The sequence below is a fragment of the Pseudomonas sp. Y5-11 genome, from assembly GCF_022368695.1.
GTDB classification, from domain to species: Bacteria; Pseudomonadota; Gammaproteobacteria; order Pseudomonadales; family Pseudomonadaceae; genus Aquipseudomonas; species Aquipseudomonas parakoreensis.
This window is the reverse complement of record NZ_CP058974.1, coordinates 839,457-865,165: the sequence shown is the minus strand read 5'-3', so window position 1 is coordinate 865,165 and position 25,709 is coordinate 839,457. Positions and strand designations below refer to the sequence as shown.

Genomic DNA, 25,709 nt, shown 5'->3' with positions numbered 1-25,709 from the left:
TTTACTCATCAACCCGTACTTCACGGAACATGCCCATTTCCATATGGAAAAGCAGGTGGCAGTGATAGGCCCAGCGACCTAAGGCATCGGCGGTGACTCGATAGCTGCGCTTGGTACCTGGTGGCATGTCGATTGTGTGCTTGCGCACCATGAACTTGCCGTTTTCATCTTCAAGGTCGCTCCACATTCCGTGAAGGTGAATGGGGTGCGTCATCATGGTGTCGTTTACCAAGGTGATGCGAAGACGCTCCCCATACTTGAGACGAAGGGGCTCAGCGTCAGAAAATTTGATGCCGTTGAAGGACCAGGAAAACTTTTCCATGTGACCGGTCAGATGTAGCTCAATGGTGCGATTGGGCTCGCGGCCATCAGGGTCCTCGAAAGTGCTTTTCAGGTCTGAATAGGTGAGGACTCGACGACCATTGTTCCGCAAACCGATGCCTGGATCGTTTAGCTTTGGCGTCGGGGTCATGGCTTGCATATCAACCAAGGGGTTGTTGGTTTCGGAGGCTGGGTGAGTCTGCATTTCTCCACCCATACCGCCCATGCCAGCCATCTTGCTGTGGTCCATACCGGCCATGTTGGACATATCGCCTTTGTCCATACCCGCCATCTTGCTATGGTCCATGCCAGCCATGTTGGCCATGTCGCCTTTGTCCATACCAGCCATCTTGCTGTGATCCATACCAGCCATGCTAGTCATATCACCGCCGTCCATGCCGGTCATCCCGGTCATGTCACTTTGGTCCATGCCCGCCATCTTGCTGTGATCCATGCCAGCCATGCCGGACATGTCGCCGCTGCCCATACCAGCCATGCTGCCATGGTCCATACCAGCCATACCGCCCATTCCCATGTCATCCATGGACAAAAGAGGCCTAGGGTCGATCGCAGGCACTTGTGCCTTTAATCCTTCGCGAACTGCGAGGGTTCCGCGTGCATACCCGGTTCTGTCCATAGACTGGGCGAAGATGGTGTAAGCCTCTTCACTGGCGGGCTCAACTATCACGTCATACGTTTCAGCTACGGCGATGCGGAATTCGTCGACGCTGACCGGTTTGACGTGTTGGCCGTCGGCGGCCACAACGGTCATTTTCAAGCCAGGAATTCGAACGTCGAAATAGCTCATCGCCGAGCCGTTAATAAAACGAAGGCGCAGCTTCTCACCTGGTTTGAAAATACCGGTCCAGTTACCGTTGGGCGCCTGGCCATTCATGAGGTAGGTGTAAGTATCTCCACTGACGTCTGCGAGGTCAGTGGGGTTCATTTTCATTTCTGCCCACATCTTTCGGTCGGCTACGGTAGATGACCAGCCTTGCTTGCTGACATCGTCGATGAAATCGCCAACGGTACGTTTGTGGTGGTTGTAGTAGTCAGATTGCTTCTTAAGCTTCGCCATGACGCGACTAGGATCTTCATCGGTCCAGTCAGTCAACATCACCACGTAGTCGCGGTTGTATTGAAAAGGTTCAGGTTCTTTCGAGTCGATAACGATTGGCCCGTAAACGCCTGCCTGCTCCTGTAAGCCCGAGTGGCTGTGATACCAATACGTACCGTTCTGATGGATCTTGAATTTGTACTCGTACATACCGTCGGGTGCGATGCCATGGAAGCTTAATCCGGGTACGCCGTCCATATTGGCCGGCAGGATGATCCCGTGCCAATGGATGGAAGTGTCCTGGTCCAAACGATTTTTCACACGCAGTGTGACTGTCTCTCCTTCGCGCCAACGCAGCAAGGGTCCTGGCAATGATCCATTGATGGTCATGGCCGTGCGCGGCGAGCCGGTGATGTTTACAGGGGTTTCACCAATAAACAGATCAAATTCGTTGCCGGTGAGGACGCTCGGCAAGCCTGGACTGGTCACTGCCCATACAGGAGTGCGCCACAGACCAAGGCCGCCAAGGATGCCACCGGCGGCCAGGCCTTTAACGAATGTCCGTCTAGAGGTTTTGGAATGCATGCCGTTTATTTCCAATCAGTCAAAAGGGAGCCGTTCAAAACAACCCGTGAGTTGGCAAGATGAGCTTCGCTTACCGTTAAAAAGACGAATTTTTACAGCAAGCGAGCTCAGAAATTGCCACATCTAAACCACCTTAGTGATTACATTTCTGTCAGGTTGGCCGCGTGCCTAATCGTTCAGCAGTTTTTATGATCCATCGCTTTCGCTTTGCTCTCAGCGACAGGCGGTTGAGAGCTCTGCGTTTGAGCTACCTGGTACGATTCCATCGAATTATTTTTGGCCAATTCCATACGTGCGAAAGTCCGATCACCACCGCCCTCAGCCATAGCCAAAGATGAAATGCTCAGAGCAGCGATGACGAACAAGGATTTGATAGTGTTCATTTGGGGTTTCCTCAGATCAGTACTGGCCGCCCCTGAATCCAATCGTGCATTGATTCGTAGCGGGTGAGCATTAGGCTCAATAGGACTATAAGGGTCACCCGCTGTCGGGAAGCTTAGGCCAATATTACAGTTGCGTCAGGTTGTGATATTTCTCTTGAAGAACATCGTATTTAGTCCTTAAGGTCTCGGTCTTCCAGCGCGCATCGATATTACTCACCAATAATATCAACGGGCGAACCTTTGTAGGTTTTCGTTACTCAAGGTGACTATGTCTTTGAACCTCTATTGGTCGGAGATGTGAATCCGGAGGTATCGCGTAGTAAATAAGTGAGCTTGTTGAGGATTATTGCTTGAGTATTAGTTTCGAAAAAGCGGTCGGCGTAGCGGAAAGAGCTTTGAATCTTCGTAGCCAAAGAGCCGAAATCCTGAGTAACAACATCGCAAATGCTGATACGCCGAACTACAAGGCCCGAGATTTAGATTTTTCTACTGTGCTCGCCCGCGAAATAGAAAAAACACCTGCCACTCTATTTTCTTTGGAAACAACAAATGTAAAACACATTGCCGGAATAGAATCCGTAAGCGATATTTATGGAATTAGTTTGCTTTACAGTACACCGGCTCAACCTGCCATTGACCAAAATACTGTCGATCAGCAGGTTGAGGTCGCAAAGTACACAGAAAATGGAATACGTTTCGACGCCGCTTTTACTCGGTTGAATGGAGCATTCAAAGGTTTGCTCAAAGCTCTGCGAGGTGATTAGTAGCGCAGGGGCTTGCGAGCGGTAATTGTGGTCGACGCTGCTATGGTATCCCTGAATGTTCACCAAGTGGATCCCCCCTGCAACGGGCGTCTGACCAGGGGCAGCTGTCAGCGCTTCAAGCGCTGATCTGGCAAGGAAAACCTACCGCCTCGACAGCTTTACGAATCTGCTCTGGGCTTTCGCTGCTTTCAACTCTCACCTTACCGGCTGACCGATCCACGGAAACCGTAGCTTCGTTATCCATTGACTGAATCGCCTTGGTGATTTTGCTGACGCAACTGCCGCAACCAATGCCGGAAACATTTAAAACGAACATGGTTTTTTACCTCTCAAGCTGAGCGGTTTCTTTTCGCCGCACCAACAGCATCGACGTTGACACGATGGCAAGGTCAACAGTTATCTGTTTCGGGTTGTGACCGTCATTGTGATGGGTAGTTGGGCAGACTTGACCACTCGTTTGCATTTGACCTGACCAACCATTTGCAGCGTATTCGACTTTGGCCATCGCCGGCAGAGAACGGTTAGAGGCGGACATTACAGCTCCTCTCGCTCCTCGCTCGCACTTGAGGCCTCTTTTCTGCCAGGGACTGTAGATGCTCTCTCCGCTCTATGATCTTGCATAGGCATAGGGGGTATGCCTATCATGCGCAATACATAGGTAGGGGGGGTATCCCATGGGCCATATTGCAGCAAACAAAGAAAATCTTCTCAAACGCGTAAAACGCATAGCCGGACAAATCCAAGCCGTTGAACGAGCATTGGAATCGGATCTCGATTGCGCAAAAACATTACACCTTGTTGCTGCCACTCGCGGAGCAATCAACGGCTTAATGGAGGAAATCATCGAGGACCACGCGCGGGAGCATGTCGCGAACCCTGCGCTCAGCGAAGAAGAGCGTAACAGGGGCGTCGAAGAGCTTCTTGAAGCCATTCGCCGTTACGCTAAGTGAACGCATCTAGGTACACACTCATGAGCAACACCAACATCAATTACACACACGACCACGTGTTCCTTGGCTCAGCGCACGACGAAAATGCCAAGCGTACGCTTTGGGTTGTGGCACTGACGGTGCTGATGATGGTCGGCGAGATCACCGCCGGCTATATTACGGGTTCGATGGCGTTACTGGCCGATGGCTTCCACATGGCAACCCATGCCGGCGCATTAGGCATCGCGGCGGCCGCTTACGGATATGCAAAACGCCATGCTTCCAGCGAGCGCTACAGTTTCGGTACCGGAAAGGTTGGAGACTTGGGCGGATTCGCCTCGGCACTGGTTCTCGGTATGGTCTCCCTGGGAATTGGCATTGAGTCTGTCATGCGCCTCTTGCAGCCAACGGAAGTTCAGTTCGGCACCGCTACGCTCATCGCGATTACCGGTTTGATTGTCAACATTGTCAGTGCGTTGTTGCTGGGCCACGGGCACAGTCATGAGCACGACCATGATGATCATGCCCATGCCCATGCCCATGCCCGTCACGGGAACGACAACAACCTGAAATCTGCGTACGTCCACGTTATCGCGGACGCGCTCACTTCAGTTCTGGCCATTGCGGCACTGCTCGCCGGGCGTTATCTCGGTTGGGTTTGGCTGGATCCGGTCATGGGTATCATCGGCGCCATTGTTATCGCGCGTTGGGCCTGGACCTTGATGGGGGGCACCGCAGGTGTGCTGCTGGATCAGACAGATGCGCACGTTGCCGAGGAAATCCGCGAACTGGTTGAGAAGCCGGGGGATGCCATCATCACTGACTTGCATGTCTGGCGGATTGGGCCGCAAGCCCATGCGGCCATCGTCAGCGTCGTTGGTAAGGCCACTGCGAACGCCGACAGCATTCGTGAACGTCTCAAGCCGGTTCACGAAGTCAGCCATCTGACGGTCGAGTTTCGACCGGCCTGATTCAGAGCCTGCCCTCCATTGTCTCCAAAGGAACCCGCAATGCCACCAGGGAAACGCGAACTGGCGCGGATAGAACGCCGGTTGATTACCAGGCTCACCGAAGCGTGTGAAACAGCAAAAGGTGAAATCAAAGGCTTTATCTGGCTCACCCATACCGCTGACCTCAACGCGCTGGCTGAAACCCTGAAGGTCATCTGGGTATTCGAAACCTTGGCGGATAGAAAGCTCGCCTTGTTTGACGCGAAGGCGCGCATCTTTGAGCTGACGGCTATCGCGTTGAAGGAGGCCGACATCGTCCTGACCCCTTCAGACCACAGCGTCCACTTCGACTCTGAGGAGGAGTGTCAGCGAACTCACGGAGGTTACTGGAACACCCGCCTGACTCAATACGTGTGTCCAAAGGTGGCTGACAATGGCTAAAGAAATCGAGAATCCCTGCATCTCAGTTTGTCAACTCAGTGGTGATCTGTGTATGAGCTGTGGGCGAAGCAAGGAAGACATCAGAAAATGGAAACGCATGAAGCGGCCTGAAAAAATGGCCGCTGTGCAAAGGGCGAGTGTGCGCTTGAAGGACTGAAGAAAACACATGGGTAGTCCCTTGCCCAGATTTACCGCTTTGGGTCGTTATGAGCCCCTCAGCTTTGATGTCTGGTTGGTCAAATTCTCAATCACAGATCAGTCAAATGCGAATGACTGGTCAGGTTCTATGCAAACGCATGGCAAGTGCGCTGCAATTTTGAAGTTCAGTCAATTCGGGTATTCCTCAGTCTCAATGCATTGAAAACTACAGATGCAGAACTGACGCTCATGGCTATGGCAGCGATCATTGGCGACAAGAGGTGTCCCGTCAGTGGATAGAGCAAGCCTGCGGCAAGGGGGATACCCATCGAGTTGTAAAGAAAGGCGAAACCCAAGTTTTGCCGCATGTTTTTTACTGTTGCGACCGAAAGAGCCCTTGCTCGCAAAATCCCCATCAGGTCGCCTTTTACTAGCGTGAGTTGCGCGCTATTCATCGCAACGTCAGTCCCTGTCCCCATGGCAATGCCCACATCTGCTCGCGCCAGGGCTGGTGCATCGTTGATACCGTCACCGGCCATGGCGACCTTCCGGCCGTTTTGCTGAAGGTCTGCGACCAGACGCTCCTTGTCCTGAGGTTTCACTTCACCGTGGACTTCTTCAATCCCCATCTCCCTGGCGACAGCCCGAGCGGTGGTGAGCCCGTCGCCAGTAGCCATGATGATTTTGATGTCATCAGCCTTGAGCTTGGTGACTGCTTCTTTGGAGGTCGGCTTAATCGGATCTGATACTGCCAACAACCCTGCCAATACCCCGTCGACTGCGAGGTAGATGATGCTGATGCCGTCAAGTCGCAACAACTCTGCACGCTTTTGTAGGGGCTTGGTGCTGACACCTGCGGCTTCCATCAACGCGGTGTTCCCCAGTTGGATCTTCTTGCCATCAACGATGCCACTGACCCCGATACCTGAACCAGACTCAAAGGATCCTGGCTTGGTGAGCTTAATGTTCTCGGTTCGGGCGTGATCGACGATTGCATGAGCCAAGGGATGTTCGCTGCCCTGATCAAGGCTGGCAGCAAGCTGAAGAACATCGTGGGGATTGAAACTGGGTGTGGCCTCCACACTGTGAAACACTGGCCGTCCCTCTGTCAGGGTGCCTGTCTTATCGACAATCAGTGTGTCGATCTTGCATAGGTTTTCGATGGCACTGGCATCCCTGAACAGCACGCCCATGCTGGCTGCTTTACCTGTCGAAACCATGATCGACATGGGCGTAGCAAGACCCAACGCACAGGGGCAAGCGATGATCAGCACGGCGACAGCGTTGATCAGACCAAACACCCAGCTGGGCTCAGGGCCAAAAAGCCCCCAACCAACAAATGTCAGTATCGCAATCGCGATAACACCCATCACAAAGTAGCCGGCAATCGAGTCGGCCATTCGTTGCATTGGTGCTTTGGATCGCTGAGCCCGAGCGACCATCTGTACGATCTGTGACAGCATGGTCTCGGCGCCGACCTTCTGCGCCTCCATTACTAAGCTCCCATGTGTATTGAGCGTGGCACCGATCAGACTATCTCCAGCTCTCTTCATTACCGGCACTGGTTCGCCAGTAAGCATGGACTCATCCACCGCACTTTCACCTTCCAGTACTGAGCCATCAACTGGAACCTTTTCACCGGGTCTGACCCGTAGATGGTCTCCAAGGTGGACATGGGTGAGAGGAATGTCTTCTTCCTGTCCATCGGTATTGATCCGGCGTGCTGTCTTGGGCGACAGGCCGAGAAGGGACTTGATGGCGGCGGAGGTTTGCGATCGTGCTTTGAGCTCAAGAATCTGCCCAAGCAAGGTGAGTGAGATGATGACCGCTGCGGCTTCGAAGTAGACGCCGATGCGTCCATCTTGCATGAAGGTGGCCGGAAAGCTTTGAGGTAAGAGCGTTGCCATGACGCTGTAAAGGTATGCTGCGGCGGTACCCAACCCAATCAGTGTCCACATATTTGGGCTGCGATTTCTAATAGATGCTATGCCTCTGACAAAAAAAGGCCAACCTGCCCACAAGGTCACCGGTGTCGCCAGAGCCAGCTCGATCCAGTTTTGGATCGGGCCATGGAAAAGTTGTAACGTGTGTCCCGCCATGGCGAGCAAGGTCACTATCACGGTTAATGGCAGCGACCACCAAAAGCGGCGGGCGAAATCCCGGAGTTCAGGATTTTCTTCTTCATCGAGCGCGGGTATGACCGGCTCTAATGTCATGCCACATTTAGGGCAGTTGCCGGGTCCGGGCTGGCGTATTTCCGGGTGCATCGGACAGGTAAACTCAGTGCCTGTTTGTACCGCAGGCTCTGGAGTGGTGACGCGGGACTCGGCGCTCGAAACATTACTGCTGAAGCGTTCAGGATCAGCTCGAAACTTCTCCTGGCATTTCAGGCTACAGAATTGATACTTCTGTCCCTGATAAGACTCACCAAATTTACTTGATGAAGTGACTGCCATTCCGCACACCGGGTCACGTAGATCATCGTCATTTAGCGGAGCAGCATGGGCGTGACTGTGGTCGTGGTGGCTCGATATGTTAGGCATGTCTATTTCCCTTCTTTGTCCTTGTGGGTTGCTGCCTGATCGCCATGGCTATGTCCGCCATGGCTATGTCCAAAAAAATGCATTAATGGACAGATCAACAGAATCAGATAAGGCCAAAATGGATAAACGTGGCTGAAATGCTCCCGCAACACGTAGAAGGCACCAATCGCAATGAGCATGATTAGGACAACGCCTGTTTTGCGCCTCCAATATGGTGCGGTGGTGTTTCCATCCAGGCGCTGATGGTTACTCATGATCTAAGCCTCACTGTGTACTCTGCAACAGAGCGTAGCCAACTCCTGTGTCGAAGCGGTGGGAGAAGCCGGCTTAGGCTTATTTCAGGTCAAACTGACCGACCATTCCCGATTGGTAATGTCCGGGCACATTGCAGGCAAACTGAAGGCCTGTGCTGTTGTTGAAGGTCCAGATCAGCTCTTGGGTTGCGCCAGGCTCAATCAGGACGCTGTTCGGGTCGTTGTGCTCCATTCCGACCATCTTCATTCCACCCATGCTGTGGCTCATACCGCTCATCGTTTTTCCGGTACCGGTGGGGTTAAGCGTCCCGTTCTGGAACATGCTTGCCATTTCTTTTTGGTGTGCTGCATGAGCAGAGGCTTTGCCGATGTTGAACTCGTGCAGCAGCGAACCATCATTGCGAAGGACAAATCGAATGGTTTCACCAGGCTTAACGTCGATGCTTTCAGGTTTGAAGAAAATATCGCCCATCTCGACCTCCACCGTACGAGTAACCTGAGAGGCGACTCCAGGCTGGCCGATGTCCTCTTTCCCATGCCCTGCGCTGGCCATAGCCGTAGCACCGAAGAGGAGAGTGATTGCTGCGATGACAGGGGTAACGAGCTTAGCTTTCATAGTGACCTCGAGAGTAAGAGGAGTGGGAGCACTGGCTATGCTAAAGACATGGAGCTGCCAGTTAACTGACCTGAACACTACATTTCTGTCAGTTTTCAAAAAAGCACGGCGTCCAAATGACGCCGTATTTAACGTTACTGTTCAAAAAGCCCATTGGAAGCCGGTTTTCACTGATGATTCTCTGAAAGCATCAATTTGTGCTCGCGCTGCATTTGGTTCAAAACGTCATCGACGATTTTGTCGTGCTTTTCCATCCAGGCGAGGTGCTGCTGAGGAGACATTGAGGCGTCTGGATGATCTTTATGGAGTTGGCTCATGAGCTCTCCCAGCATCTTCATATGCTCAGTCATGTGGACATGACGCTGACCTTCAGGAGCGTTTTCAGCTTGTATCAGGACAGCTTCTGCCTTGTTGCGCAGACCCTCCATACGCTCTATAACCCGGTCTCCGCCACTTTCAGCCCATACAGAAGCTGAGACGAGTATTGAGCTCACAAAAAACAGAATTTTCAGGCGATTCATGGGGCAACTCCTTATGGAATTGTTTTCCGGCTCCTAAACGTTTCATGCTGAAGAGTCGGTCGAGCACTAGGAAGTACTCATGCTTGAACCCTAGACAGCGCTCGCTGACATCTACCTGAAGCCAATATTACTTTTCTGTCAGTTGCTGGTTGGCTGCCGGTTTTCGTTGCAGACTCCGCTTCATCACTATCAGAGAACGACCTCATGAGACTTCTTGTCGCTGAAGACGAACCAAAAATAGGTATCTATTTGCAGCAAGGACTCACCGAGGCGGGGTTCAATGTTGATCGTTTTACTAATGGAAAAGAGGCGCTTCAGCACGCTTTGAGCGAAGCGTATGACCTGTTGATTCTCGACGTCATGATGCCTGGATTGGATGGCTGGGAAGTTCTGCAGAAGGTTCGCGCTTCCGGGAAAGACGTCCCCGTACTCTTTCTCACAGCGAGAGACCGCGTTGAAGATCGAGTTAAAGGACTTGAACTCGGCGCAGATGACTACCTGATCAAACCCTTCGCATTTTCTGAATTGCTTGCTCGAGTCAGAACGTTGCTGCGTCGCGGTAACAGCGCGCCTTCGCAAACCTACATGAAATTGGCTGATCTGGAGGTGGACCTACTCAAGCGTCGGGCCATTCGTGCAGGTAAGCGCATCGACCTTACGGCCAAAGAGTTTGCGTTGCTTGAGCTGTTGCTGCGACGTCGTGGGGAGGTGCTGCCAAAGTCACTTATCGCTTCCCAGGTTTGGGATATGAACTTCGATAGCGACACCAACGTTATCGAGGTTGCGGTTAGACGGTTGAGGGCCAAGATAGATGACGACTTTGAGGTCAAGTTGATTCATACCTCGAGGGGAATGGGTTACATGCTAGACGCGCCTGATTCGGAGTCGGAATGAATCGGATGTCCCTGACAACTCGCATGAGTCTGATGTTCATGCTCGCGGTAACGGCCGTGCTTACGGTCGCCGGACTTAGTTTCAACAACCTCAGTCGGCATCACTTTAAGATGCTGGATCAGCAGGCATTGAACGAAAAGCTCCACTCGACCCAGAGAATTTTGTCCGGGTTGAACACCATCGATCAATTCAGCGAATTTAAGCCTGAGCTGGAAGCGCTGCTGGGTGCTCACCGGGATTTGACGGCCCTAATAATCGATGGTGAAGGCAAGCTGCTGTTCGCAGATCCCGGTCCGGTAGATATTCCGAAGGAGTTCCGCACAACCACAAACAACAACGTCTGGGAGTGGCGGGAGCAAGAGCAGATGTTCCGTGGCGTGACAGCACAAGCCGTTGTGACGGGGCAAGACAAGCCGTTGACAGTCATTTTGATCTTTGACGTTACTCAGCATATGTCCTTTTTCGAGACGCTTGAGCGCTGGTTTTGGATAGGGCTGGTAATTAGCGCGCTGGTCAGTGCGGCGCTTGGCTGGATGGTAGCAAGCAGTGGCATGCGGCCTATTCGCCAGGTCACGCGGGTCGCCGCCTCTATGTCAGCAAAATCACTAAAAGAGCGCATCCCTTTAGCGCCTGTTCCTAAAGAACTTCAGCAAATGGTGCTGTCCTTTAACGCAATGCTGTCCAGACTCGACGATGCATTTGTCCGGTTATCGAATTTTTCCGCAGACATTGCCCACGAACTACGGACTCCTGTAAGCAACTTGATGACCCACACCGAAGTCGTGCTTTCAAGAAAAAGGAATATAGAAGACTACGAAGACAACCTGTACTCAAATCTTGATGACTTGAAGCGTATGAGTCGGATGATTGATGACATGCTATTTCTGGCGAAGTCAGACAATGGTCTGATCACCCACGAGAACAAACCAATAGATTTGGTGGAAGTCGTGGAGAAACTGCTTGAATACTACCGTCTTTTGGCAGATGAGCGAGGGATAGAACTGAAGGTTTCAGGAAGGGGCAGCGTCCGAGGCGATGTCCTTATGCTCCACAGAGCTATATCTAACCTGCTCTCTAATGCGCTTCGCTACACCTCGGAAGGGAAGATGATCAGTGTCGAAATCCTCCAGAAGGAGATGTCGGTATTGGTCGTCGTGGAGAACCAGGGTGAACCCATTGCCCCCGAACATCTTGAAAAGCTCTTCGATCGTTTTTATCGCGTGGACCCAGCGCGCAGGGAAGGAAGCCCAAGCAACGCAGGGCTAGGTTTGTCGATTACCCGATCAATTATTGAGGCGCATGATGGCAAAATCTGGTGTACGTCATGTGACGGTAAAACGGCCTTTCATCTCGAGTTTCCTAGTGTTGACTTGCAGGTCAGCTGAGCAATGCCGCATTTGTGATCAACGGCGTTAGCGCGACTTGGGCCTGCATCCAGTTTCGTAATTTTTTGAATGAGTGAATACCCCAGTATTTGCGGCGTGCGGTCTCGTTTCTAAGACTTGCGACCTTCGCCAATTCGATCCCAAACAGCGTGTCAAGCTGACTGAAATGTAATCGAACAGTTTGCGTTCGTGTGGCATCGTGTTCTTGCACTGTGACGTTGGGGCTTAGCGAGATTTTCGTGTTCAACCTGCACTAGAGATGGAAGCTCCGAGTTAACCATCAGTGGTTTTAAATTGAAAATTACAAACTAGTTCTTCCCAAACAAACCTCAAATCAACAGCTCTTGCTGTGAGGAGTCTTGCATGTCATTCCTTAAAACTACGACCGTAGCTGTTGCACTTACTGCTGGTTTGCTTCTGAGTGCCGTAGCTCAAGCACATCCAAAGCTCCTTTCTTCCACTCCGGCGGAAGGCTCGGATGCGGCGGCCCCTTCGAAAATTGAACTGCACTTTTCCGAGAATCTCACCACTCAGTTTTCCGGTGCAAAACTGATCATGACTGATATGCCTGGCATGCCGAACTCTCCAATGGGTGTAAAGGCCGCCGTCGCTGCTGGCGGTGATCCGAAAACGATGGTGATTACGCCGGCTGCACCTCTGACGACCGGTACCTACAAAGTTGAATGGCGTGCAGTCTCCTCGGACACCCACCCGATCACCGGCAACTTTTCCTTCAAAGTGAAATGATCCATGAGCGACTCAATAAATATTGTGGTTCGCTTTGCTCTCTATTTTGACCTGATGTTGTTATTTGGATTGGCCATATTTGGCTTGTACAGTCTCAGGGGAAAAGAAAGGGTATCGGGCACGGTCTTGAATTTTGAGTCGCTTCTTTACGGTACTTCTGTTGCAGGTGTAGCTCTGTCCCTTGCCTCGATGTTGTTGCTTGCGAAAGCAATGAGCGGTGTATCGGAGCTTATGGAGCTACATCACCACATTTTTGAAATGGTCATCATGGGCACCGACGTTGGGTTGACCTGGATGGTCCGAATAGCCGCCTTGGTTGGGGCAATTATGGGCGTCGCGTTGAACAAACGATTTCCGACACCCAGCCTCTGGATCGTCACCGTGTGTGGAGCAATCGCGTTGGCCACGCTAGCCTGGACAGGGCACGGTGCCATGGACGAAGGCAGCCGCCGCTACTGGCATTTTCTGAGCGATATTTTCCATTTATTAGCGGCAGGTGGCTGGTTGGGTGCTCTAGCGGCCTTCGCTCTACTGCTGCGGTTGAAATCGCTGAAGGGCGAGGAGGAAGCACGAATTCTTGCCCGCGTGCTGACTGGCTTTGAGTCGGCCGGCGGTGTGATTGTTGCGATCATAAGCGTAACGGGAGTCGTGAATTACCTTTTCATCGTCGGTCCAAACCTTGATGAGGTCATGCTGAGTACCTATGGTCAGCTGCTGTTTTTGAAGATCCTGCTCTTTGCCGGGATGATCGTTTTAGCCACACTGAACCGCTTTCACTTAAGCCCGCAGTTGGAGCGCTCAGTTCGCAATGGTCAATACTCTGTAGCGGTTAATGCCTTGCGCCGCAGCATGAAATTCGAATTCCTGATGGCAATCCTCATCATCTGTCTGGTCGCATGGTTAGGCACGCTAAGTCCTGAAATGGAAATGAGCGCGCAATAGAGGTTTCTGGCAGCTAACCAAGAAGCCGGGAACGGGATTGTTAGCACCATTTCTACTGGCTACACTTCAGTCCATGACACGCTATGTACGGTTTTGCCTGATATTCCTGATTAGCTTGGCGCTTCCCCTCAGTGGGATGGCGGGTGTTCAGGCGCCGACAGAGCCGTGTCCCATGCAAACCATGGGCATGGCGATGATGGACGGCATGGGCCAAGACTGCTGCCATGACATGAAAAGTCCCACCGAGCATGGTAAACCCTGCAAGCCGGGCCAGGAGTGTAAGACCGGCGGCATGCTGCAAGTCTCTATCATCAAGCCTCTGGTCCCCCTATCTAGCCCCCTCGAAGCGTCCATCTCCATAGACTCCCATCCTGTCCAAACCCCTTCAGGGGTATGGCGACCGCCCCGCATTTGATTCCTGTACCACACTGAGCCTCATTCCGCGTTAGCGGGATGGCATATCTGCGTGCATGTCTGATGAAGCGCGCAGTGGATCATCACAGGAATCGTGAACATGAACTCCAAGTGCTATTGCACAGGGTGGTCCCTCGTGGCCGGCCTGGCGGCAAGCGTACTGGCATTGCCGAGTCTCGCTGCCGCATTGACACTCGATGAAGCTTTGCAGCTGGCTGAAAACAATGCGCCGTCGCTGACTGCACAAGACGCGAAAATTCAGGCTGCCAGTAGTGCGGCCATCCCCGCTGGTGAACTACCCGATCCCAAGTTGCTGCTAGGCGTACAGAACTACCCCATTGGGGGGCCGGATCGCTGGAGCATCGACCAAGACTTCATGACTATGCGAATGGTCGGAGTCAGTCAGGAGATGCCCAGCAGCGCTAAGCGCAAAGCCCGAATCGAGGTCGCTGATGCGGCCATTGAACGCGCCGCCGCTGAGCGCCGGGTCGAACGTCTAAAGGTTCGTCAGGCCACGGCGTTGGCCTGGATCAACAGCTACTCGGTTGAGCGTAAAGACACTCTGTTTCAGGACCTCTACAAAGAAAACCGTCTGCTGGCCGATACCGTCCGGGCACAAATTGCCGGTGGCCGCGCTCAACCTGCTGATGCAGTAACGCCCAAACAGGAAGCGGCACAACTGGAAGAGCAGCAGGACGATCTGATTCGTCAGAGAGCGCAGGCCCGAGCTGCCCTGAAGCGCTGGATTGGACCAGCCGCCAATGACAAACCTGTGGGCAGCTTGCCTGAATGGCCTGTCGAAGCCTCTGACTACTCTCATAAGCTGCAACATCACCCAGAATTGGCAGCTTTTGCGCCAATGACCCGCGAAGCGCAAGCCAAGGTCCGTGAAGCCGAAGCGGAAAAACAGTCGGATTGGAGCTGGGAAGTCGACTATCAGAATCGCGGCCGACAGTTCGGCGACATGGTCAGCGTGCAATTTTCCTGGGATCTACCACTGTTTCCTGACTCTCGGCAAAACCCCAAAATTGCGGCCAAGCACGCTGAACTCAACCAGCTAGAGGCCGAGCGGGAAGCCCTGTCACGCAAGCATACCCAGCAACTGGAGGACGATCTGGCCGATTATGAACGCTTGAATCGTGCCGTTCGCCGAACCCTGGACAGTCTGCTGCCTCTGGCCAAGGAGAAGGTCGAGCTCAGCATGGCCAGCTACCGCGCCGGCAAAGGCGATTTGAACTCCGTCGTGGCTGCTCGGCGCGAGCTTATCGAAGCCCGTCTCAAGCAGATTGATGTTGAAGAGCAGCGTGCTCTCACCAGCGCTCGCCTGTATTTCGCCTATGGGGAGTCCGCTCAATGATCTCTAGAACACGGAAAGGGGTATTTGTTGTCAGCATCTCAGTTGCTTTGGGGGTTGCCGGTGGTTACTGGTTGGCCCAACCGAGGGTGAGCTCGGTACCGGATGCAGCACCGGAGCAGAAGCCTGAGTCATCAGTCGATCGCAAAGTTCTGTATTGGTACGACCCCATGTACCCACAACAGAAATTCGATAAGCCGGGTAAGTCGCCCTTCATGGACATGCAAATGGTCCCTCAGTACGCGGATAGCAAGGGGGACAGTGACACTGTTCGCATTGATCCAAGCCTGACCCAGAACCTCGGTGTGCGACTGGCTACCGTCAGTCGAGGTGTGTTTGCTTCGAGTCTGGACGTTGTCGGAGTGTTGGCTTTCAACGAACGGGACGTCGCCGTCATTCAAGCCCGTACGGCGGGTTTCGTCGAGCGCGTGTATGCCCATGCTCCTGGCGACGTGATCAAAGCCAATGCCGCCATGGCGGATATCCTTGTACCTGAGTGGGCTGCGGCTCAGGAGGAATTTCTCGCACTCAAGCGCAGTGGCGATACAGGCTTGCTGGCAGTGGCTCGCCAGCGCTTGCGGCTCACCGGGATGCCGGCGGCATCAATTGCTCAAGTAGAGCGCAGTGGCAAAGTCCAACCAAACCTGACCCTCACCAGCCCTATTAGTGGTGTGCTGCAAGAGCTCAATGTGCGCGAGGGTATGACGGTGGCCGCCGGCGAGACACTGGCACGCGTTAATGGTTTGAGTAGCGTCTGGCTGGCCTTGGCCGTTCCGGAGACTGAATCTGGATCGATCCTCATGGGGCAAACGGCAGAGGCGCATTTGCCCGCGTTCCCTGGGGTTGTGCTCAAGGGCGTCGTCAGCGCGATTCTTCCGGAAACCAATCCGGATAGCCGCACCCTTCGCGTACGCGTCGAGTTACCCAACCCAGAAGGCCGTCTCAGGCCGGGTATGACCGCACGAGTGAGCCTCAATCGTTCAACGGAGCAAAGTGTGTTGTGGGTGCCGAGCGAGGCCGTCATTCGCACCGGTCGACGTGCTCTGGTGATGCTTGCTGAAGACGCTGGCCGCTATCGTCCTGTTGAAGTGTTGATCGGGCAGGAAAACGATGACAAGACGGCGATCTTGAAAGGTCTGGAAGAGGGCCAGAAGGTGGTTACCTCTGGCCAGTTCCTGCTCGACTCGGAGGCCAGTCTCAAGGGCATCGTTGCAAGCTCGGAGGAAGAGTCACCACCCAGCGCAGCAGTCTCCAGTTTTCATGAGGCGGATGGGCAGATCGTTGAGATCAACGACAAAGAAGTCACACTCGCCCATGGTCCCTTCAAAACGTTGGGCATGCCTGGCATGACGATGACGTTCCCACTCGCTACTCCGGCGCTGATGCTGGGCCTCAAAACGGGCGATAAGGTTCGGGTTGCGGTGAGTCAGACCGACGATGGCCTGCGTGTTGAGCGTCTAGACAAATCGGGGAGCCAGCCATGATCGCCGCCCTGATTCGCTGGTCAGTGGCCAACCGATTCCTGGTGCTACTGGCGACACTTTTTGTCACGGCTTGGGGCATCTGGTCGGTGCAGAGCACGCCCATTGATGCGCTGCCGGATCTCTCCGATGTTCAGGTGATCATCCGCACCCCGTATCCGGGACAGGCACCGCAGATTGTCGAGAACCAGGTGACCTATCCGTTGGCCACCACCATGCTTTCGGTGCCTGGCGCCAAGACCGTGCGCGGCTACTCCTTCTTTGGTGACAGCTTTGTCTATGTGCTGTTCGAAGACGGTACTGACTTGTATTGGGCCCGCTCGCGGGTGTTGGAGTACCTGAGCCAAATACAAAGTCGCTTGCCGGCCAGCGCCAAACCGGCGTTGGGGCCAGATGCGACAGGCGTTGGCTGGATTTTCCAGTACGCGCTGGTAGATCGCAGTGGCGGACACGATCTGGCGCAACTTCGTGCACTTCAGGACTGGTTCCTCAAGTTCGAACTCAAGACTCTGCCCAATGTTGCCGAGGTGGCCACCGTGGGTGGGATGGTCAAGCAGTACCAGGTGCAGCTTGATCCACTCAAATTGGCCAGCCTCGGTATCACGCAGGCCGAGGTGACCGAAACGATCGGCAAGGCCAATCAGGAAACCGGCGGCGCCGTCCTAGAGATGGCAGAGACCGAGTTCATTGTGCGGGCTTCCGGCTACTTGAAAACGCTCAATGATTTTCGGGCGATCCCACTCAAGCTGGGATCGGGCGGTGTGCCGGTGACCCTTAGCGATGTCGCCACGATCCAGTTGGGTCCGGAAATGCGGCGTGGCATCACCGAACTCGACGGCGAAGGCGAGACGGTTGGCGGTGTGGTAATTCTGCGCAGCGGCAAGAATGCTCGCGAAACCATTGCGGCGGTCAAGACCAAACTCGACGAGTTGAAAAGCAGCTTGCCGGCGGGGGTGGAAATCGTCACCACCTACGACCGCAGCAAGCTGATCGACCGCGCCGTGGAAAATCTCAGCCACAAGCTAATCGAAGAGTTCATCGTCGTCGCGTTGGTCTGCGGGATCTTTCTCTGGCACCTGCGTTCATCTCTGGTGGCAATCATCTCCCTGCCGGTGGGGGTACTGATTGCCTTCATCGTGATGCGCTATCAAGGGATCAACGCCAACATCATGTCCCTGGGCGGGATTGCCATCGCCGTCGGCGCCATGGTCGACGCTGCCGTGGTGATGATTGAAAACGCGCACAAGAAGGTTGAGGCCTGGCACGCGGCCAATCCTGGGGAGGAACTGAAAGGTGAACGTCATTGGCACGTGATGACTGAAGCGGCGGCGGAGGTAGGACCAGCACTGTTCTTCTGTTTGTTGATCATCACGCTGTCGTTCATTCCGGTGTTCACCCTGCAAGCGCAAGAGGGGCGGCTATTCGGCCCGCTGGCTTTCACCAAGACCTACGCCATGGCCGCGGCGGCGGGATTGTCAGTGACCTTGGTGCCGGTGTTGATGGGCTACTGGATTCGGGGACGAATTCCCAGTGAACAACAGAACCCGTTGAACCGCTGGCTCATCCGGATCTACCAGCCGGCTCTGGATGCAGTCTTGCGACGACCGAAGATCACGCTGCTGGTCGCGTTGCTGGTTTTTATCAGCGCATTATGGCCAATGTCGCGCTTGGGTGGCGAGTTTCTTCCACCGTTGGACGAGGGCGACCTGCTCTATATGCCTTCGGCTCTGCCGGGATTGTCGGCGCAGAAAGCGTCGCAACTGCTGCAACAGACCGACCGCCTGATCAAGACCGTGCCGGAGGTCGAACATGTCTTTGGTAAAGCCGGTCGTGCTGAAACTGCCACCGACCCGGCGCCGTTGGAGATGTTCGAAACCACCATCCAGTTCAAGCCGCAGGAGCATTGGCGTCCAGGCATGACTCAGGAAAAGCTAGTGGAAGAGCTGGATCGAGTGGTGCGAGTTCCTGGGCTGACCAATATCTGGATACCGCCGATTCGCAACCGTATCGACATGCTGGCTACGGGGATCAAGAGTCCTGTTGGGGTGAAAGTTGCCGGCACCAATCTGACGGAGATTGATGCCGCGACTCAGGCGGTCGAGCGAGTGGCTAAGGGCGTACCCGGTGTCAGTTCGGCTTTGGCCGAGCGATTAACCGGTGGGCGTTACATCGACGTGGATATCGACCGAAAAGCCGCCGCCCGCTACGGACTGAATATCGCCGATGTGCAGTCGATCGTGGCCGGCGCTATCGGCGGTGAAAATGTCGGCGAGACCATTGAAGGGCTTGCACGCTTCCCAATCAACGTCCGCTACCCTCGGGAGTGGCGGGATTCGCTCGGTGCTTTGGAGCAGTTACCGATCTACACCCCACTAGGCAGCCAGATCACCCTTGGCACCGTGGCGAAGATCAAGGTCAACGACGGGCCGCCAATGCTCAAGAGTGAGAACGCACGGCCTTCAGGCTGGGTGTACATCGACGTGCATGGCCGGGACATTGCCTCCGTGGTGGCCGATCTACGCCGGGTCGTCAGTGAGCAGGTAAAGTTGCAGCCCGGCATGAGCTTAAGCTACTCAGGTCAGTTCGAGTTTCTTGAAAGGGCCAACGCACGACTCAAACTGGTGGTGCCTGCCACGCTGTTGATCATCTTCGTGTTGCTCTACCTGACATTTGCACGCCTTGATGAGGCTTTGCTGATTATGGCCACGCTGCCATTCGCTCTCACGGGCGGGGCATGGTTTCTCTATCTGTTGGGATTCAACCTGTCGGTCGCCACCGGGGTCGGCTTTATCGCCTTGGCCGGTGTTTCTGCAGAATTTGGCGTGATCATGCTGCTCTACCTGAAAAATGCCTGGGCCGAGCGTCAAGACCTCGGTGACAACACAGAACACGGGTTAATGGCCGCGATTCGTGAAGGCGCTGTGCAGCGCGTTCGACCCAAGGCCATGACCGTTGCGGTGGTTATCGCTGGTTTGTTGCCAATACTTTTGGGAAGCGGTACCGGCAGCGAGGTGATGAGCCGCATTGCCGCCCCGATGATTGGAGGTATGGTTACGGCGCCCTTGCTATCGCTGTTTGTGATCCCGGCGGCCTATCACCTCATGCGTCGTCGACACTTGTCCGTTGAGCCTGGCAAGCACTGACGCGTAAAAATGCATACAAAAGGGGCTGCGCTTGCAGCCTCGTTTGAACTGCACAGCCCGTTTTCATCAGTCCTACGCGCGGTATGTATCGAAATTAGCAAGTTTATGTCTTTTGCATAAACTCGCTAATTTCGATACATACGCTGTGGTCAGTGCCGTTACCCACCAGCACTTGCCAGAAAAACGAACGCTGCCCTACTGTGTTTCGATGAGCCACAAACAGCATCCTGCTCAAAGCCGACTCAGCATTCGTCACCCTCAGATCACTCTTGAAATCGAGGCGAATGACCTTAATATGATCTTATCTTGCCATCATCGTTTTCAATCATGGATGTTTCTCTGGGGTAGGTCGGAATGGCAGAACAAGAAGACGCTAAACCCGCAAGCGGGCGCTTCAACACAAATGATGAGACGAAGCGGATCGTATGGACACAGACCGCTGGTCATTGTGAACTGTGCGGCACGGATCTGACGTTCGATTATCGTGCCGGCAAGCCAATGAAATGGGGCGAAGTGGCGCATATCCTGCCCGCCAGTCCCAAAGGCCCTCGGGGACGCGCGGATCATGATGCTGAGGCGCACACAAACAATACCGCTAATCTGATGCTCCTGTGCCCAGGTTGTCATGACAAAATTGATCGTGACGCAGATGGGTATCCTGAAAATGATTTGAGTGGTTTACACCAAGCGTACCTGGAACGCATCCGGCTCGCGGCAACGACCCCCGATGGTGGCAGAGCCATTCCGCTCATCGTCCAGAGTCAGCATTTTCAGACGATCAACGATATCCCCGTTCGCGATCTGTTGACTGCGATGTCCGCCGAGGGATTAACCGCCTTCGATCAAGGCATCAAAATCACCTTCGCTGCGCCCGGACCACGTGGCAGGGACACTACCTATTGGCAGAACGTCAAAGACAGCGTCCAGTATGAGCTGGAGCAGCAACTCAAGCGTCGCGGCGGCACCTATGGCGACTCGCCTGCGCTAGCAGTAGTCGGCTTGGCCGACATTCCGGCTTTGATGATGTTGGGCCAGAGTATCGGCGACCGTTCCAAGCGCTTGATCTTCTCCTTTCACCGCGAGCATCTTTTGCGCTGGCCAGATCAGTCCGCTGAGCCGCCCGCTTTTTTGTTTACACCTCCCCCCGACGGCGACGGGCCACTGGCGCTTGTGCTCTCCATTTCTGCGCAAGTTCCAGTTCGCGACGTGGCCGAAGCTCTGCCCGGTGCACGTATTGCAGAGCTGTCGATCCCAGAGCCAAGCTATGCGATGGTACAAAACCGTCGGGTGATTCATGCCTTTCGTGACGCACTTCAAATACGACTGAGCCAGCTTGAGGCTCTGACTCCTGACCCTATCCACGTCTTCGCCGCCATTCCTGCGGCATTGGCCATCGAGTTTGGCGCGTTGCTCACAACACAGCATCAACATACATACCTGATCTTCGATCGGGACAAAGAAAACCAAGATCGGTTTACGCAAACACTGCAATTGGGCTTGGTGGCCCAGGAGGCTAGGTAAATGCTTTTGAGCAACGAACAGACCAAGCGCAGCAGTTGGGAATATTTTCTGCTTCGCGCTGCGCGGGAAATCTCGCTGTCGGAAGCGCAGTACGAAAAAATTAATGACCGCTACTCCCAACTGGAAAAAATCCTCTCGGCTTCCGACAACCCGCTGCTCGCTGAGGCCCATATCTTTGTGCAAGGCTCGATGCGGCTGAAAACGACCATCAAGCCAATCCCCGGCGCGCCTGCGGATCTGGACACCATTGATGCGGACGCGATTATCTGGCTCCCTCACGCTCAAGGCGCTAGTGCGAAGGAAGTTCTAGAAGCGATTGAGCAGCGTTTTAGGGAAGGCTCCCGCGTCCAAGAAGAAGTTAAGCAATTACGTCGTGGCATCCGGATCGTTTATGCCGACGAAAATCCAGGTTTCCACATCGATGTCACGCCTGCCCGCGCGATCAACGGAAATGGCGAAGCAAACGGCGAAGGTAAGCTGGAGGTTCCGGATCGGGTCACAGGGTGGAAAGCAAGCAGCCCTATCCCTTACTCGAATTGGTTGCAGGTTGCTTCTGCCCAAGAGATCTCTCTGGAAAGCTTGGTAGTTGCCAAAAGCCAGCGGATGCTTGATGCCGCGACACAAGATCCTTTGCCGCATTATCAGGATTACATCGATCAAGATCCCCTGCGTGCAACCATTAAGCTGCTCAAGCGGCATCGCGATGAATGGGCCATTAAGACAAGGAGCGCTGATACTCGCCCAATATCTGCGGTCATCACCACCCTGGCCACGCACGCATACCTGGATGTCGTAAAGGAGTCGCAGGCGAAGCCTCTGGCACCGCTCGATGCAATTTTGGAAATCGTTCGCAGGATGCCGCAGCACATCGGGCAGAGAGGTAGCGACTGCTATGTCTGCAACCCTGCCGATAACGGCGAAAACTTTGCAGAGAAGTGGAATCGACCGGGCGAGGGGCAAGGCTATCGCCAAGCATTTGCCAAATGGCATGCGGACGCCAGTGCATCTGTTTCATTGGGTTTGGAAAGTTTTGAATCCAACGATTCCTTTGCCGAGGCAGTGAAAAAGAATTTCGGTATTGCACCGGCATTCATTACGGCAGTGAACAATGAGATCCCTGCGAATTGGACTATGCCCGGCCGACCGGATGGCACTACTCGAAACTCTGCTTCGATGGGTTCGCTCTTCGGAGGGGCCAGCGGTGGCGGAACCTCTCAGTCGAGCGTAAAGCCAGTTGGACGCCTTGGCTGATCCTCTTAAGACGCCATTGCAGCGCGGAATCGCCGCGCTGCGAAATACCCTAGGTCAGGATGCAGCCGATGCATTGCTCCAGCTCGCACCCATGCGGGCTGACGAAGCGGCGTGCTTTCACTTCCCCTTGCCCATCGATTACACGGGGCAGGAGCGGCGTCTGCGTATTGGTTTCCCCTCCAACTTTCCCCGTGGACTCTTGCGGCTGAACGTCGAACCCTCTCCATGGCTGGTTTGGCCGCATGCCACCAAGTCGGGGCTTTGCCTTCATGGCTTTCAGGAACGCCCCATCATGGGCTCCCCAGAGGTCGTGGTAGAGGACAGCCTTGCTCGCTTGGCCCAGATTGTTTCGTTGTCCAAGATGGGATCAAGCCAGGCAACGCGCGATATCGAATTTCAGAATGAGATCACTACCTACTGGTCGTTTCAGCACGGTCAGTCATTCCAGAACCTCTTACTGTTGGATCGACCTCAGACTGCCTCGCAGTTGTTTGCGCTCAGCGATCCGCGCCGGGCTGTGCCATCCGGTCAGGAAACGGTTTGGTTAGCATCGAATGTAGCAGCACTCAAAGGGCATTACCGGCGGGTTGTCGGGCGCTCCGCTGTCATTCGCGCGGCCGAAACTCCCGGTTTTTACGTCAAGCTTCAGACTTATCCGGATATCCGCACCCCGGATCCAGAAGATTTATTGCTGTGGCTAAAGCCACACCTTCAACCTGACGATGCCGAGCAATTGCTGGCATGGTTTGAGCTGCATGGAACGTTGGCGAGTCGATGGATTGTTCTGGAGCTTCCAGGAGGGGCAGGTGCTCCAACATATTGTCTCAATGTGCGCTCGCTCGGCGTACAGCAGGAGCGGGGGGCAAAATTCGGCTTGCGTACAGCGCGCCGGCGGCCAGCTATCGCAAATGCACATCCTCCGGCACTTGTCCGCGCAACTGCCCTGGACGTGCTTGATCGAGCGTCCATTCTGTCCCGCGATATAAGTGGCACTGCACAGCACCTTGAAAATGCTCGAGTCGTTTGTGTTGGCGTTGGCTCATTAGGCAGTGCGGTGGCAATACAATTGGCACGATCCGGTGTCGGCCACCTTACCCTCATCGATCCTGACACTTTGGTGTCAGCCAATCTGGGGCGGCACGTTCTGGGAGCGGATAGCCTAGGGAGACTGAAAGCCTCAGCGTTGAGGGACAAGATTCTGTTAGATCTTCCGACTACAGAATGCACCGCTTATTCGACTTTCGCCGAAGTAGTTATGAGCAGCAAACCAGAAGTGTTCGATAACGCAGATCTTGTGGTGATTACGACAGCGGACTGGCAGTCGGAGGTCACTGTATGGCGAGCCAAATCCAGCGGCGTTTCTTGGGGACTTTTACAAGCCTGGAGCGAACCGTATACCCAGGTAGGCCACGCGCTATTCGCACCAGCCGGTACCTTTGATGGCCGTCATTTATTCACGGACATCGGCGATTTTCTTCATAAGTTTACCGAGTGGCCGGGAGGAGGTGTGGTTCCACTGCCCGCTTGTGGGGAGAGCTTTATTCCAGGCGGATCGCTGGGGATGACCAATATCGCCTCTATGGTGTCGCACACGGCTTTACGTGCATTGACCTGCAACATCACCACTGCATCTTGGGTCAGCAGTATCTACAGGCCTGAAGATGTGCCGAGCCTAGGAGGCCAATACCATGGGCCCAAACTTCCAGAGGGGGCGCAGCAACTCCTACTCGAGCGCGGATGGCCGGAACATAAGGATGAAATGGTATGACGGATATCGCTTGGCGCTGGAGATGGGCGGAGGTGGATTCCGAGCTATTGGTGTCGCAAGCTGTCGCGGACATCTTGGATAGTCATCGGCAGGGCCTCTTTGGCGTGGAGCGAGGGGGACAGTTATTCGTCAACCCGGTTAATCCGAAAGGGTTGCTGCTGGCCTTGGCCACGTTGCCTCATCGCGCCGATCGGTCAGGCTGGTCTTGGCTAGAGTTGGATGCGGAGCGGTGCCGTCAGGAGATCCAAGCTGCCAACGAACAAGGGTTACGTCTGGTGGGCTATTGGCATACGCATCCCCAATCTGTTCCGGTGATTTCTCCGGCAGACATAGGAAGTTTCTCCAGATTTGCTGCGCGTTACACGCAGGATCTACCGCACCCAATAGCCGTTATCGTTGGCAAGTCCGAAAAACCAGAAGGCATCAAGGCTTGGTCGTTCAGGGGCGGCAGATATGTTGAAGCAACTTGGCTTAGATAAGCTTCAAGTCAGTGCCATGGGAGGCGTCAGCGGTTACCCTTACCCGCCAGCATTAGCGCGAAGAGCTCTGCCTGAAAGCGAGCATCATCCAATGCGTTATGGTTCGGTTCGCTGAGTGGCTTCAGCGCAGCGGTCATCTTGGATGATTTTGTTTCCTGCCAGCTGCAACCTACAGCTCCCATGAAGTAGGCCTTCATGTCGATAGCGGTAAAACCAAAGGGGTTGGTTTCCAAGTATTTGTGGAAGTAGTAGTTGACGAATGACCAGTCAAACGGTGCATTGAGTCCTACGAAAATGACCTTCTGCCCCGTTTGGCAGGATGATTTCAGCCATTCACCAAATGTCAGCATCGCCTGTTGCGGAGTGAGTCCTTCGCGCTCCAGCTTCTCCAGACTCAGCCCCGATACTGCCAGTGCTTCTGGGTCGTGTTTTGGACTGTCAGGTCGTAGTTCAAGATAGATGGACGTGGCAGGTTGATCTACAAGGCAAGCTCCAATGGAAAGCAGGCTGTATTCGCCTGGTATAGGTCCAGAAGTCTCGACGTCGACGGAAACATAAAGCTCATCAGGGTTCATGTCATATCCTTTTCGTGTAGTTGCCAGATCACGCTCAAGCTCGGTAAGCGTCTGCCGAACACATCTTGTACCAGCCCGTTTGGTGTAGACGGACGCTCGAAACACCCTGTCGAGGCTATCGCGCTATTCGGTTTCGATGGCAGCTTGCTCCCCCTATGCTCTTGACTCGTCTAGGAGCAGCAACCAGAGCGAACCCCAGCAGCAGGTTCAAAAAGTGACTCAACAATCGTGCAGTCTGGAGTGTTCAAACCTA

The 25,709-nt window shown here is 54.2% G+C and carries 26 protein-coding genes; 17 read left to right on the top strand and 9 right to left on the bottom strand.

All coding sequences use genetic code 11. The annotated features are described in order from the left end of the window. Position 1 precedes the first annotated feature (1 nt). The gene (locus tag HXW87_RS03900) at positions 2–1,963 is read right to left on the bottom strand and encodes a copper resistance system multicopper oxidase (protein ID WP_042556879.1); all 1,962 of its coding nucleotides are present in this window, start codon (positions 1,961–1,963) and stop codon (positions 2–4) included. A gap of 176 nt (positions 1,964–2,139) precedes the next feature. Continuing rightward, positions 2,140–2,346 carry a co-regulatory protein PtrA N-terminal domain-containing protein gene (locus HXW87_RS03895; RefSeq protein ID WP_042556878.1) on the bottom strand — a complete coding sequence of 69 codons (207 nt, stop codon included), beginning with the start codon at positions 2,344–2,346 and terminating at the stop codon, positions 2,140–2,142. A 350-nt stretch (positions 2,347–2,696) separates the two neighbouring features. Between HXW87_RS03895 and flgB the strand changes: the two genes are divergently transcribed. Beyond that, positions 2,697–3,110, top strand: coding sequence for a flagellar basal body rod protein FlgB (gene flgB / locus HXW87_RS03890; RefSeq protein ID WP_042556877.1), 414 nt, complete (start codon positions 2,697–2,699; stop codon positions 3,108–3,110). A 115-nt stretch (positions 3,111–3,225) separates the two neighbouring features. On the opposite strand, the gene HXW87_RS03885 is transcribed toward flgB, so the two are convergent. Together HXW87_RS03885 and HXW87_RS03880 are read right to left on the bottom strand one after the other, a co-directional pair. Next, the gene (locus tag HXW87_RS03885; protein WP_080895979.1) at positions 3,226–3,426 is read right to left on the bottom strand and encodes a heavy-metal-associated domain-containing protein; all 201 of its coding nucleotides are present in this window, start codon (positions 3,424–3,426) and stop codon (positions 3,226–3,228) included. A gap of 6 nt (positions 3,427–3,432) precedes the next feature. Further along, entirely contained in the window at positions 3,433–3,645 is a 213-nt protein-coding gene (locus HXW87_RS03880) for a hypothetical protein (RefSeq protein ID WP_140396035.1), read from the bottom strand. A 139-nt stretch (positions 3,646–3,784) separates the two neighbouring features. On the opposite strand from HXW87_RS03880, the gene HXW87_RS03875 reads away from it, so the two are divergent. The 4 genes from HXW87_RS03875 to HXW87_RS03860 are packed head-to-tail and all read left to right on the top strand — an operon-like array spanning position 3,785 to position 5,587. Beyond that, positions 3,785–4,060, top strand: coding sequence for a metal/formaldehyde-sensitive transcriptional repressor (locus HXW87_RS03875; RefSeq protein WP_042556876.1), 276 nt, complete (start codon positions 3,785–3,787; stop codon positions 4,058–4,060). Between the two features lie 20 nt (positions 4,061–4,080). After that, positions 4,081–5,010 carry a CDF family Co(II)/Ni(II) efflux transporter DmeF gene (dmeF, locus tag HXW87_RS03870; RefSeq protein ID WP_047297385.1) on the top strand — a complete coding sequence of 310 codons (930 nt, stop codon included), beginning with the start codon at positions 4,081–4,083 and terminating at the stop codon, positions 5,008–5,010. A gap of 39 nt (positions 5,011–5,049) precedes the next feature. Then, positions 5,050–5,430: a hypothetical protein gene (locus HXW87_RS03865; RefSeq protein WP_042556874.1), complete on the top strand. Its 381-nt coding sequence runs from the start codon at positions 5,050–5,052 to the stop codon at positions 5,428–5,430. Then, the gene (locus tag HXW87_RS03860; RefSeq protein ID WP_080895978.1) at positions 5,423–5,587 is read left to right on the top strand and encodes a DUF1289 domain-containing protein; all 165 of its coding nucleotides are present in this window, start codon (positions 5,423–5,425) and stop codon (positions 5,585–5,587) included. Before HXW87_RS03865 ends, HXW87_RS03860 begins: the two co-directional genes overlap by 8 nt. Positions 5,588–5,753: 166 nt before the next feature. On the opposite strand, the gene HXW87_RS03855 is transcribed toward HXW87_RS03860, so the two are convergent. The 4 genes from HXW87_RS03855 to HXW87_RS03840 form a co-directional block, all read right to left on the bottom strand. Then, positions 5,754–8,111, bottom strand: a complete 2,358-nt coding sequence (locus tag HXW87_RS03855) for a heavy metal translocating P-type ATPase (protein WP_080895977.1) — start codon at positions 8,109–8,111, stop codon at positions 5,754–5,756. Between the two features lie 2 nt (positions 8,112–8,113). Then, entirely contained in the window at positions 8,114–8,365 is a 252-nt protein-coding gene (locus HXW87_RS03850) for a DUF2933 domain-containing protein (RefSeq protein ID WP_080895976.1), read from the bottom strand. Positions 8,366–8,444: 79 nt separating this feature from the next. Further along, on the bottom strand, positions 8,445–8,981 hold the full coding sequence (locus HXW87_RS03845; RefSeq protein ID WP_042556872.1) for a plastocyanin/azurin family copper-binding protein: 537 nt from the start codon (positions 8,979–8,981) through the stop codon (positions 8,445–8,447). Positions 8,982–9,148: 167 nt separating this feature from the next. Further along, entirely contained in the window at positions 9,149–9,502 is a 354-nt protein-coding gene (locus HXW87_RS03840) for a co-regulatory protein PtrA N-terminal domain-containing protein (RefSeq protein WP_042556871.1), read from the bottom strand. A gap of 204 nt (positions 9,503–9,706) precedes the next feature. Between HXW87_RS03840 and HXW87_RS03835 the strand changes: the two genes are divergently transcribed. From HXW87_RS03835 to HXW87_RS03780, 12 genes are all read left to right on the top strand, one after another. Then, a complete protein-coding gene (locus tag HXW87_RS03835) occupies positions 9,707–10,396 on the top strand; it encodes a heavy metal response regulator transcription factor (protein ID WP_042556870.1) in 690 nt (229 codons plus the stop codon). Further along, positions 10,393–11,781 (top strand): heavy metal sensor histidine kinase, encoded by a 1,389-nt coding sequence (locus tag HXW87_RS03830; RefSeq protein WP_042556869.1) that lies wholly within the window; start codon positions 10,393–10,395, stop codon positions 11,779–11,781. The genes HXW87_RS03835 and HXW87_RS03830 overlap by 4 nt, the downstream gene beginning before the upstream one ends. A gap of 363 nt (positions 11,782–12,144) precedes the next feature. Continuing rightward, positions 12,145–12,528 (top strand): copper homeostasis periplasmic binding protein CopC, encoded by a 384-nt coding sequence (gene copC, locus HXW87_RS03825; protein WP_042556868.1) that lies wholly within the window; start codon positions 12,145–12,147, stop codon positions 12,526–12,528. Between the two features lie 3 nt (positions 12,529–12,531). After that, the gene (copD, locus tag HXW87_RS03820) at positions 12,532–13,470 is read left to right on the top strand and encodes a copper homeostasis membrane protein CopD (protein WP_042556867.1); all 939 of its coding nucleotides are present in this window, start codon (positions 12,532–12,534) and stop codon (positions 13,468–13,470) included. A 73-nt stretch (positions 13,471–13,543) separates the two neighbouring features. Continuing rightward, a complete protein-coding gene (locus tag HXW87_RS03815; RefSeq protein ID WP_080896087.1) occupies positions 13,544–13,885 on the top strand; it encodes a hypothetical protein in 342 nt (113 codons plus the stop codon). A gap of 99 nt (positions 13,886–13,984) precedes the next feature. Next, positions 13,985–15,241, top strand: coding sequence for a TolC family protein (locus HXW87_RS03810; RefSeq protein ID WP_042556865.1), 1,257 nt, complete (start codon positions 13,985–13,987; stop codon positions 15,239–15,241). Further along, positions 15,238–16,722: an efflux RND transporter periplasmic adaptor subunit gene (locus HXW87_RS03805; RefSeq protein WP_042556864.1), complete on the top strand. Its 1,485-nt coding sequence runs from the start codon at positions 15,238–15,240 to the stop codon at positions 16,720–16,722. Before HXW87_RS03810 ends, HXW87_RS03805 begins: the two co-directional genes overlap by 4 nt. Then, positions 16,719–19,862, top strand: coding sequence for an efflux RND transporter permease subunit (locus HXW87_RS03800; protein WP_042556863.1), 3,144 nt, complete (start codon positions 16,719–16,721; stop codon positions 19,860–19,862). The genes HXW87_RS03805 and HXW87_RS03800 overlap by 4 nt, the downstream gene beginning before the upstream one ends. 354 nt (positions 19,863–20,216) lie before the next feature. Next, positions 20,217–21,383, top strand: coding sequence for an SAVED domain-containing protein (locus tag HXW87_RS03795; protein ID WP_042556862.1), 1,167 nt, complete (start codon positions 20,217–20,219; stop codon positions 21,381–21,383). Further along, complete coding sequence (locus HXW87_RS03790; protein ID WP_047297384.1) at positions 21,384–22,634, top strand: nucleotidyltransferase; 1,251 nt, start codon at positions 21,384–21,386, stop codon at positions 22,632–22,634. Then, entirely contained in the window at positions 22,618–24,402 is a 1,785-nt protein-coding gene (locus HXW87_RS03785) for a ThiF family adenylyltransferase (RefSeq protein ID WP_047297383.1), read from the top strand. The genes HXW87_RS03790 and HXW87_RS03785 overlap by 17 nt, the downstream gene beginning before the upstream one ends. After that, positions 24,399–24,881 (top strand): Mov34/MPN/PAD-1 family protein, encoded by a 483-nt coding sequence (locus tag HXW87_RS03780; RefSeq protein ID WP_042556859.1) that lies wholly within the window; start codon positions 24,399–24,401, stop codon positions 24,879–24,881. The genes HXW87_RS03785 and HXW87_RS03780 overlap by 4 nt, the downstream gene beginning before the upstream one ends. 26 nt (positions 24,882–24,907) lie before the next feature. On the opposite strand, the gene HXW87_RS03775 is transcribed toward HXW87_RS03780, so the two are convergent. Beyond that, a complete protein-coding gene (locus HXW87_RS03775; RefSeq protein ID WP_010565120.1) occupies positions 24,908–25,456 on the bottom strand; it encodes a 3'-5' exonuclease in 549 nt (182 codons plus the stop codon). Between the last annotated feature and the right edge of the window lie 253 nt (positions 25,457–25,709).

What these genes read in the sequence shown, in the direction of transcription:
- HXW87_RS03900 (WP_042556879.1), bottom strand. Translation starts at nt 1,963, where the DNA reads ATGCATTCCAAAACCTCTAGACGGACATTCGTTAAAGGCCTGGCCGCC.
- HXW87_RS03895 (WP_042556878.1), bottom strand. Translation starts at nt 2,346, where the DNA reads ATGAACACTATCAAATCCTTGTTCGTCATCGCTGCTCTGAGCATTTCA.
- HXW87_RS03885 (WP_080895979.1), bottom strand. Translation starts at nt 3,426, where the DNA reads ATGTTCGTTTTAAATGTTTCCGGCATTGGTTGCGGCAGTTGCGTCAGC.
- HXW87_RS03880 (WP_140396035.1), bottom strand. Translation starts at nt 3,645, where the DNA reads ATGTCCGCCTCTAACCGTTCTCTGCCGGCGATGGCCAAAGTCGAATAC.
- HXW87_RS03875 (WP_042556876.1), top strand. Translation starts at nt 3,785, where the DNA reads ATGGGCCATATTGCAGCAAACAAAGAAAATCTTCTCAAACGCGTAAAA.
- dmeF (WP_047297385.1), top strand. Translation starts at nt 4,081, where the DNA reads ATGAGCAACACCAACATCAATTACACACACGACCACGTGTTCCTTGGC.
- HXW87_RS03865 (WP_042556874.1), top strand. Translation starts at nt 5,050, where the DNA reads ATGCCACCAGGGAAACGCGAACTGGCGCGGATAGAACGCCGGTTGATT.
- HXW87_RS03860 (WP_080895978.1), top strand. Translation starts at nt 5,423, where the DNA reads ATGGCTAAAGAAATCGAGAATCCCTGCATCTCAGTTTGTCAACTCAGT.
- HXW87_RS03855 (WP_080895977.1), bottom strand. Translation starts at nt 8,111, where the DNA reads ATGCCTAACATATCGAGCCACCACGACCACAGTCACGCCCATGCTGCT.
- HXW87_RS03850 (WP_080895976.1), bottom strand. Translation starts at nt 8,365, where the DNA reads ATGAGTAACCATCAGCGCCTGGATGGAAACACCACCGCACCATATTGG.
- HXW87_RS03845 (WP_042556872.1), bottom strand. Translation starts at nt 8,981, where the DNA reads ATGAAAGCTAAGCTCGTTACCCCTGTCATCGCAGCAATCACTCTCCTC.
- HXW87_RS03840 (WP_042556871.1), bottom strand. Translation starts at nt 9,502, where the DNA reads ATGAATCGCCTGAAAATTCTGTTTTTTGTGAGCTCAATACTCGTCTCA.
- HXW87_RS03835 (WP_042556870.1), top strand. Translation starts at nt 9,707, where the DNA reads ATGAGACTTCTTGTCGCTGAAGACGAACCAAAAATAGGTATCTATTTG.
- HXW87_RS03830 (WP_042556869.1), top strand. Translation starts at nt 10,393, where the DNA reads ATGAATCGGATGTCCCTGACAACTCGCATGAGTCTGATGTTCATGCTC.
- copC (WP_042556868.1), top strand. Translation starts at nt 12,145, where the DNA reads ATGTCATTCCTTAAAACTACGACCGTAGCTGTTGCACTTACTGCTGGT.
- copD (WP_042556867.1), top strand. Translation starts at nt 12,532, where the DNA reads ATGAGCGACTCAATAAATATTGTGGTTCGCTTTGCTCTCTATTTTGAC.
- HXW87_RS03815 (WP_080896087.1), top strand. Translation starts at nt 13,544, where the DNA reads ATGACACGCTATGTACGGTTTTGCCTGATATTCCTGATTAGCTTGGCG.
- HXW87_RS03810 (WP_042556865.1), top strand. Translation starts at nt 13,985, where the DNA reads ATGAACTCCAAGTGCTATTGCACAGGGTGGTCCCTCGTGGCCGGCCTG.
- HXW87_RS03805 (WP_042556864.1), top strand. Translation starts at nt 15,238, where the DNA reads ATGATCTCTAGAACACGGAAAGGGGTATTTGTTGTCAGCATCTCAGTT.
- HXW87_RS03800 (WP_042556863.1), top strand. Translation starts at nt 16,719, where the DNA reads ATGATCGCCGCCCTGATTCGCTGGTCAGTGGCCAACCGATTCCTGGTG.
- HXW87_RS03795 (WP_042556862.1), top strand. Translation starts at nt 20,217, where the DNA reads ATGGCAGAACAAGAAGACGCTAAACCCGCAAGCGGGCGCTTCAACACA.
- HXW87_RS03790 (WP_047297384.1), top strand. Translation starts at nt 21,384, where the DNA reads ATGCTTTTGAGCAACGAACAGACCAAGCGCAGCAGTTGGGAATATTTT.
- HXW87_RS03780 (WP_042556859.1), top strand. Translation starts at nt 24,399, where the DNA reads ATGACGGATATCGCTTGGCGCTGGAGATGGGCGGAGGTGGATTCCGAG.
- HXW87_RS03775 (WP_010565120.1), bottom strand. Translation starts at nt 25,456, where the DNA reads ATGAACCCTGATGAGCTTTATGTTTCCGTCGACGTCGAGACTTCTGGA.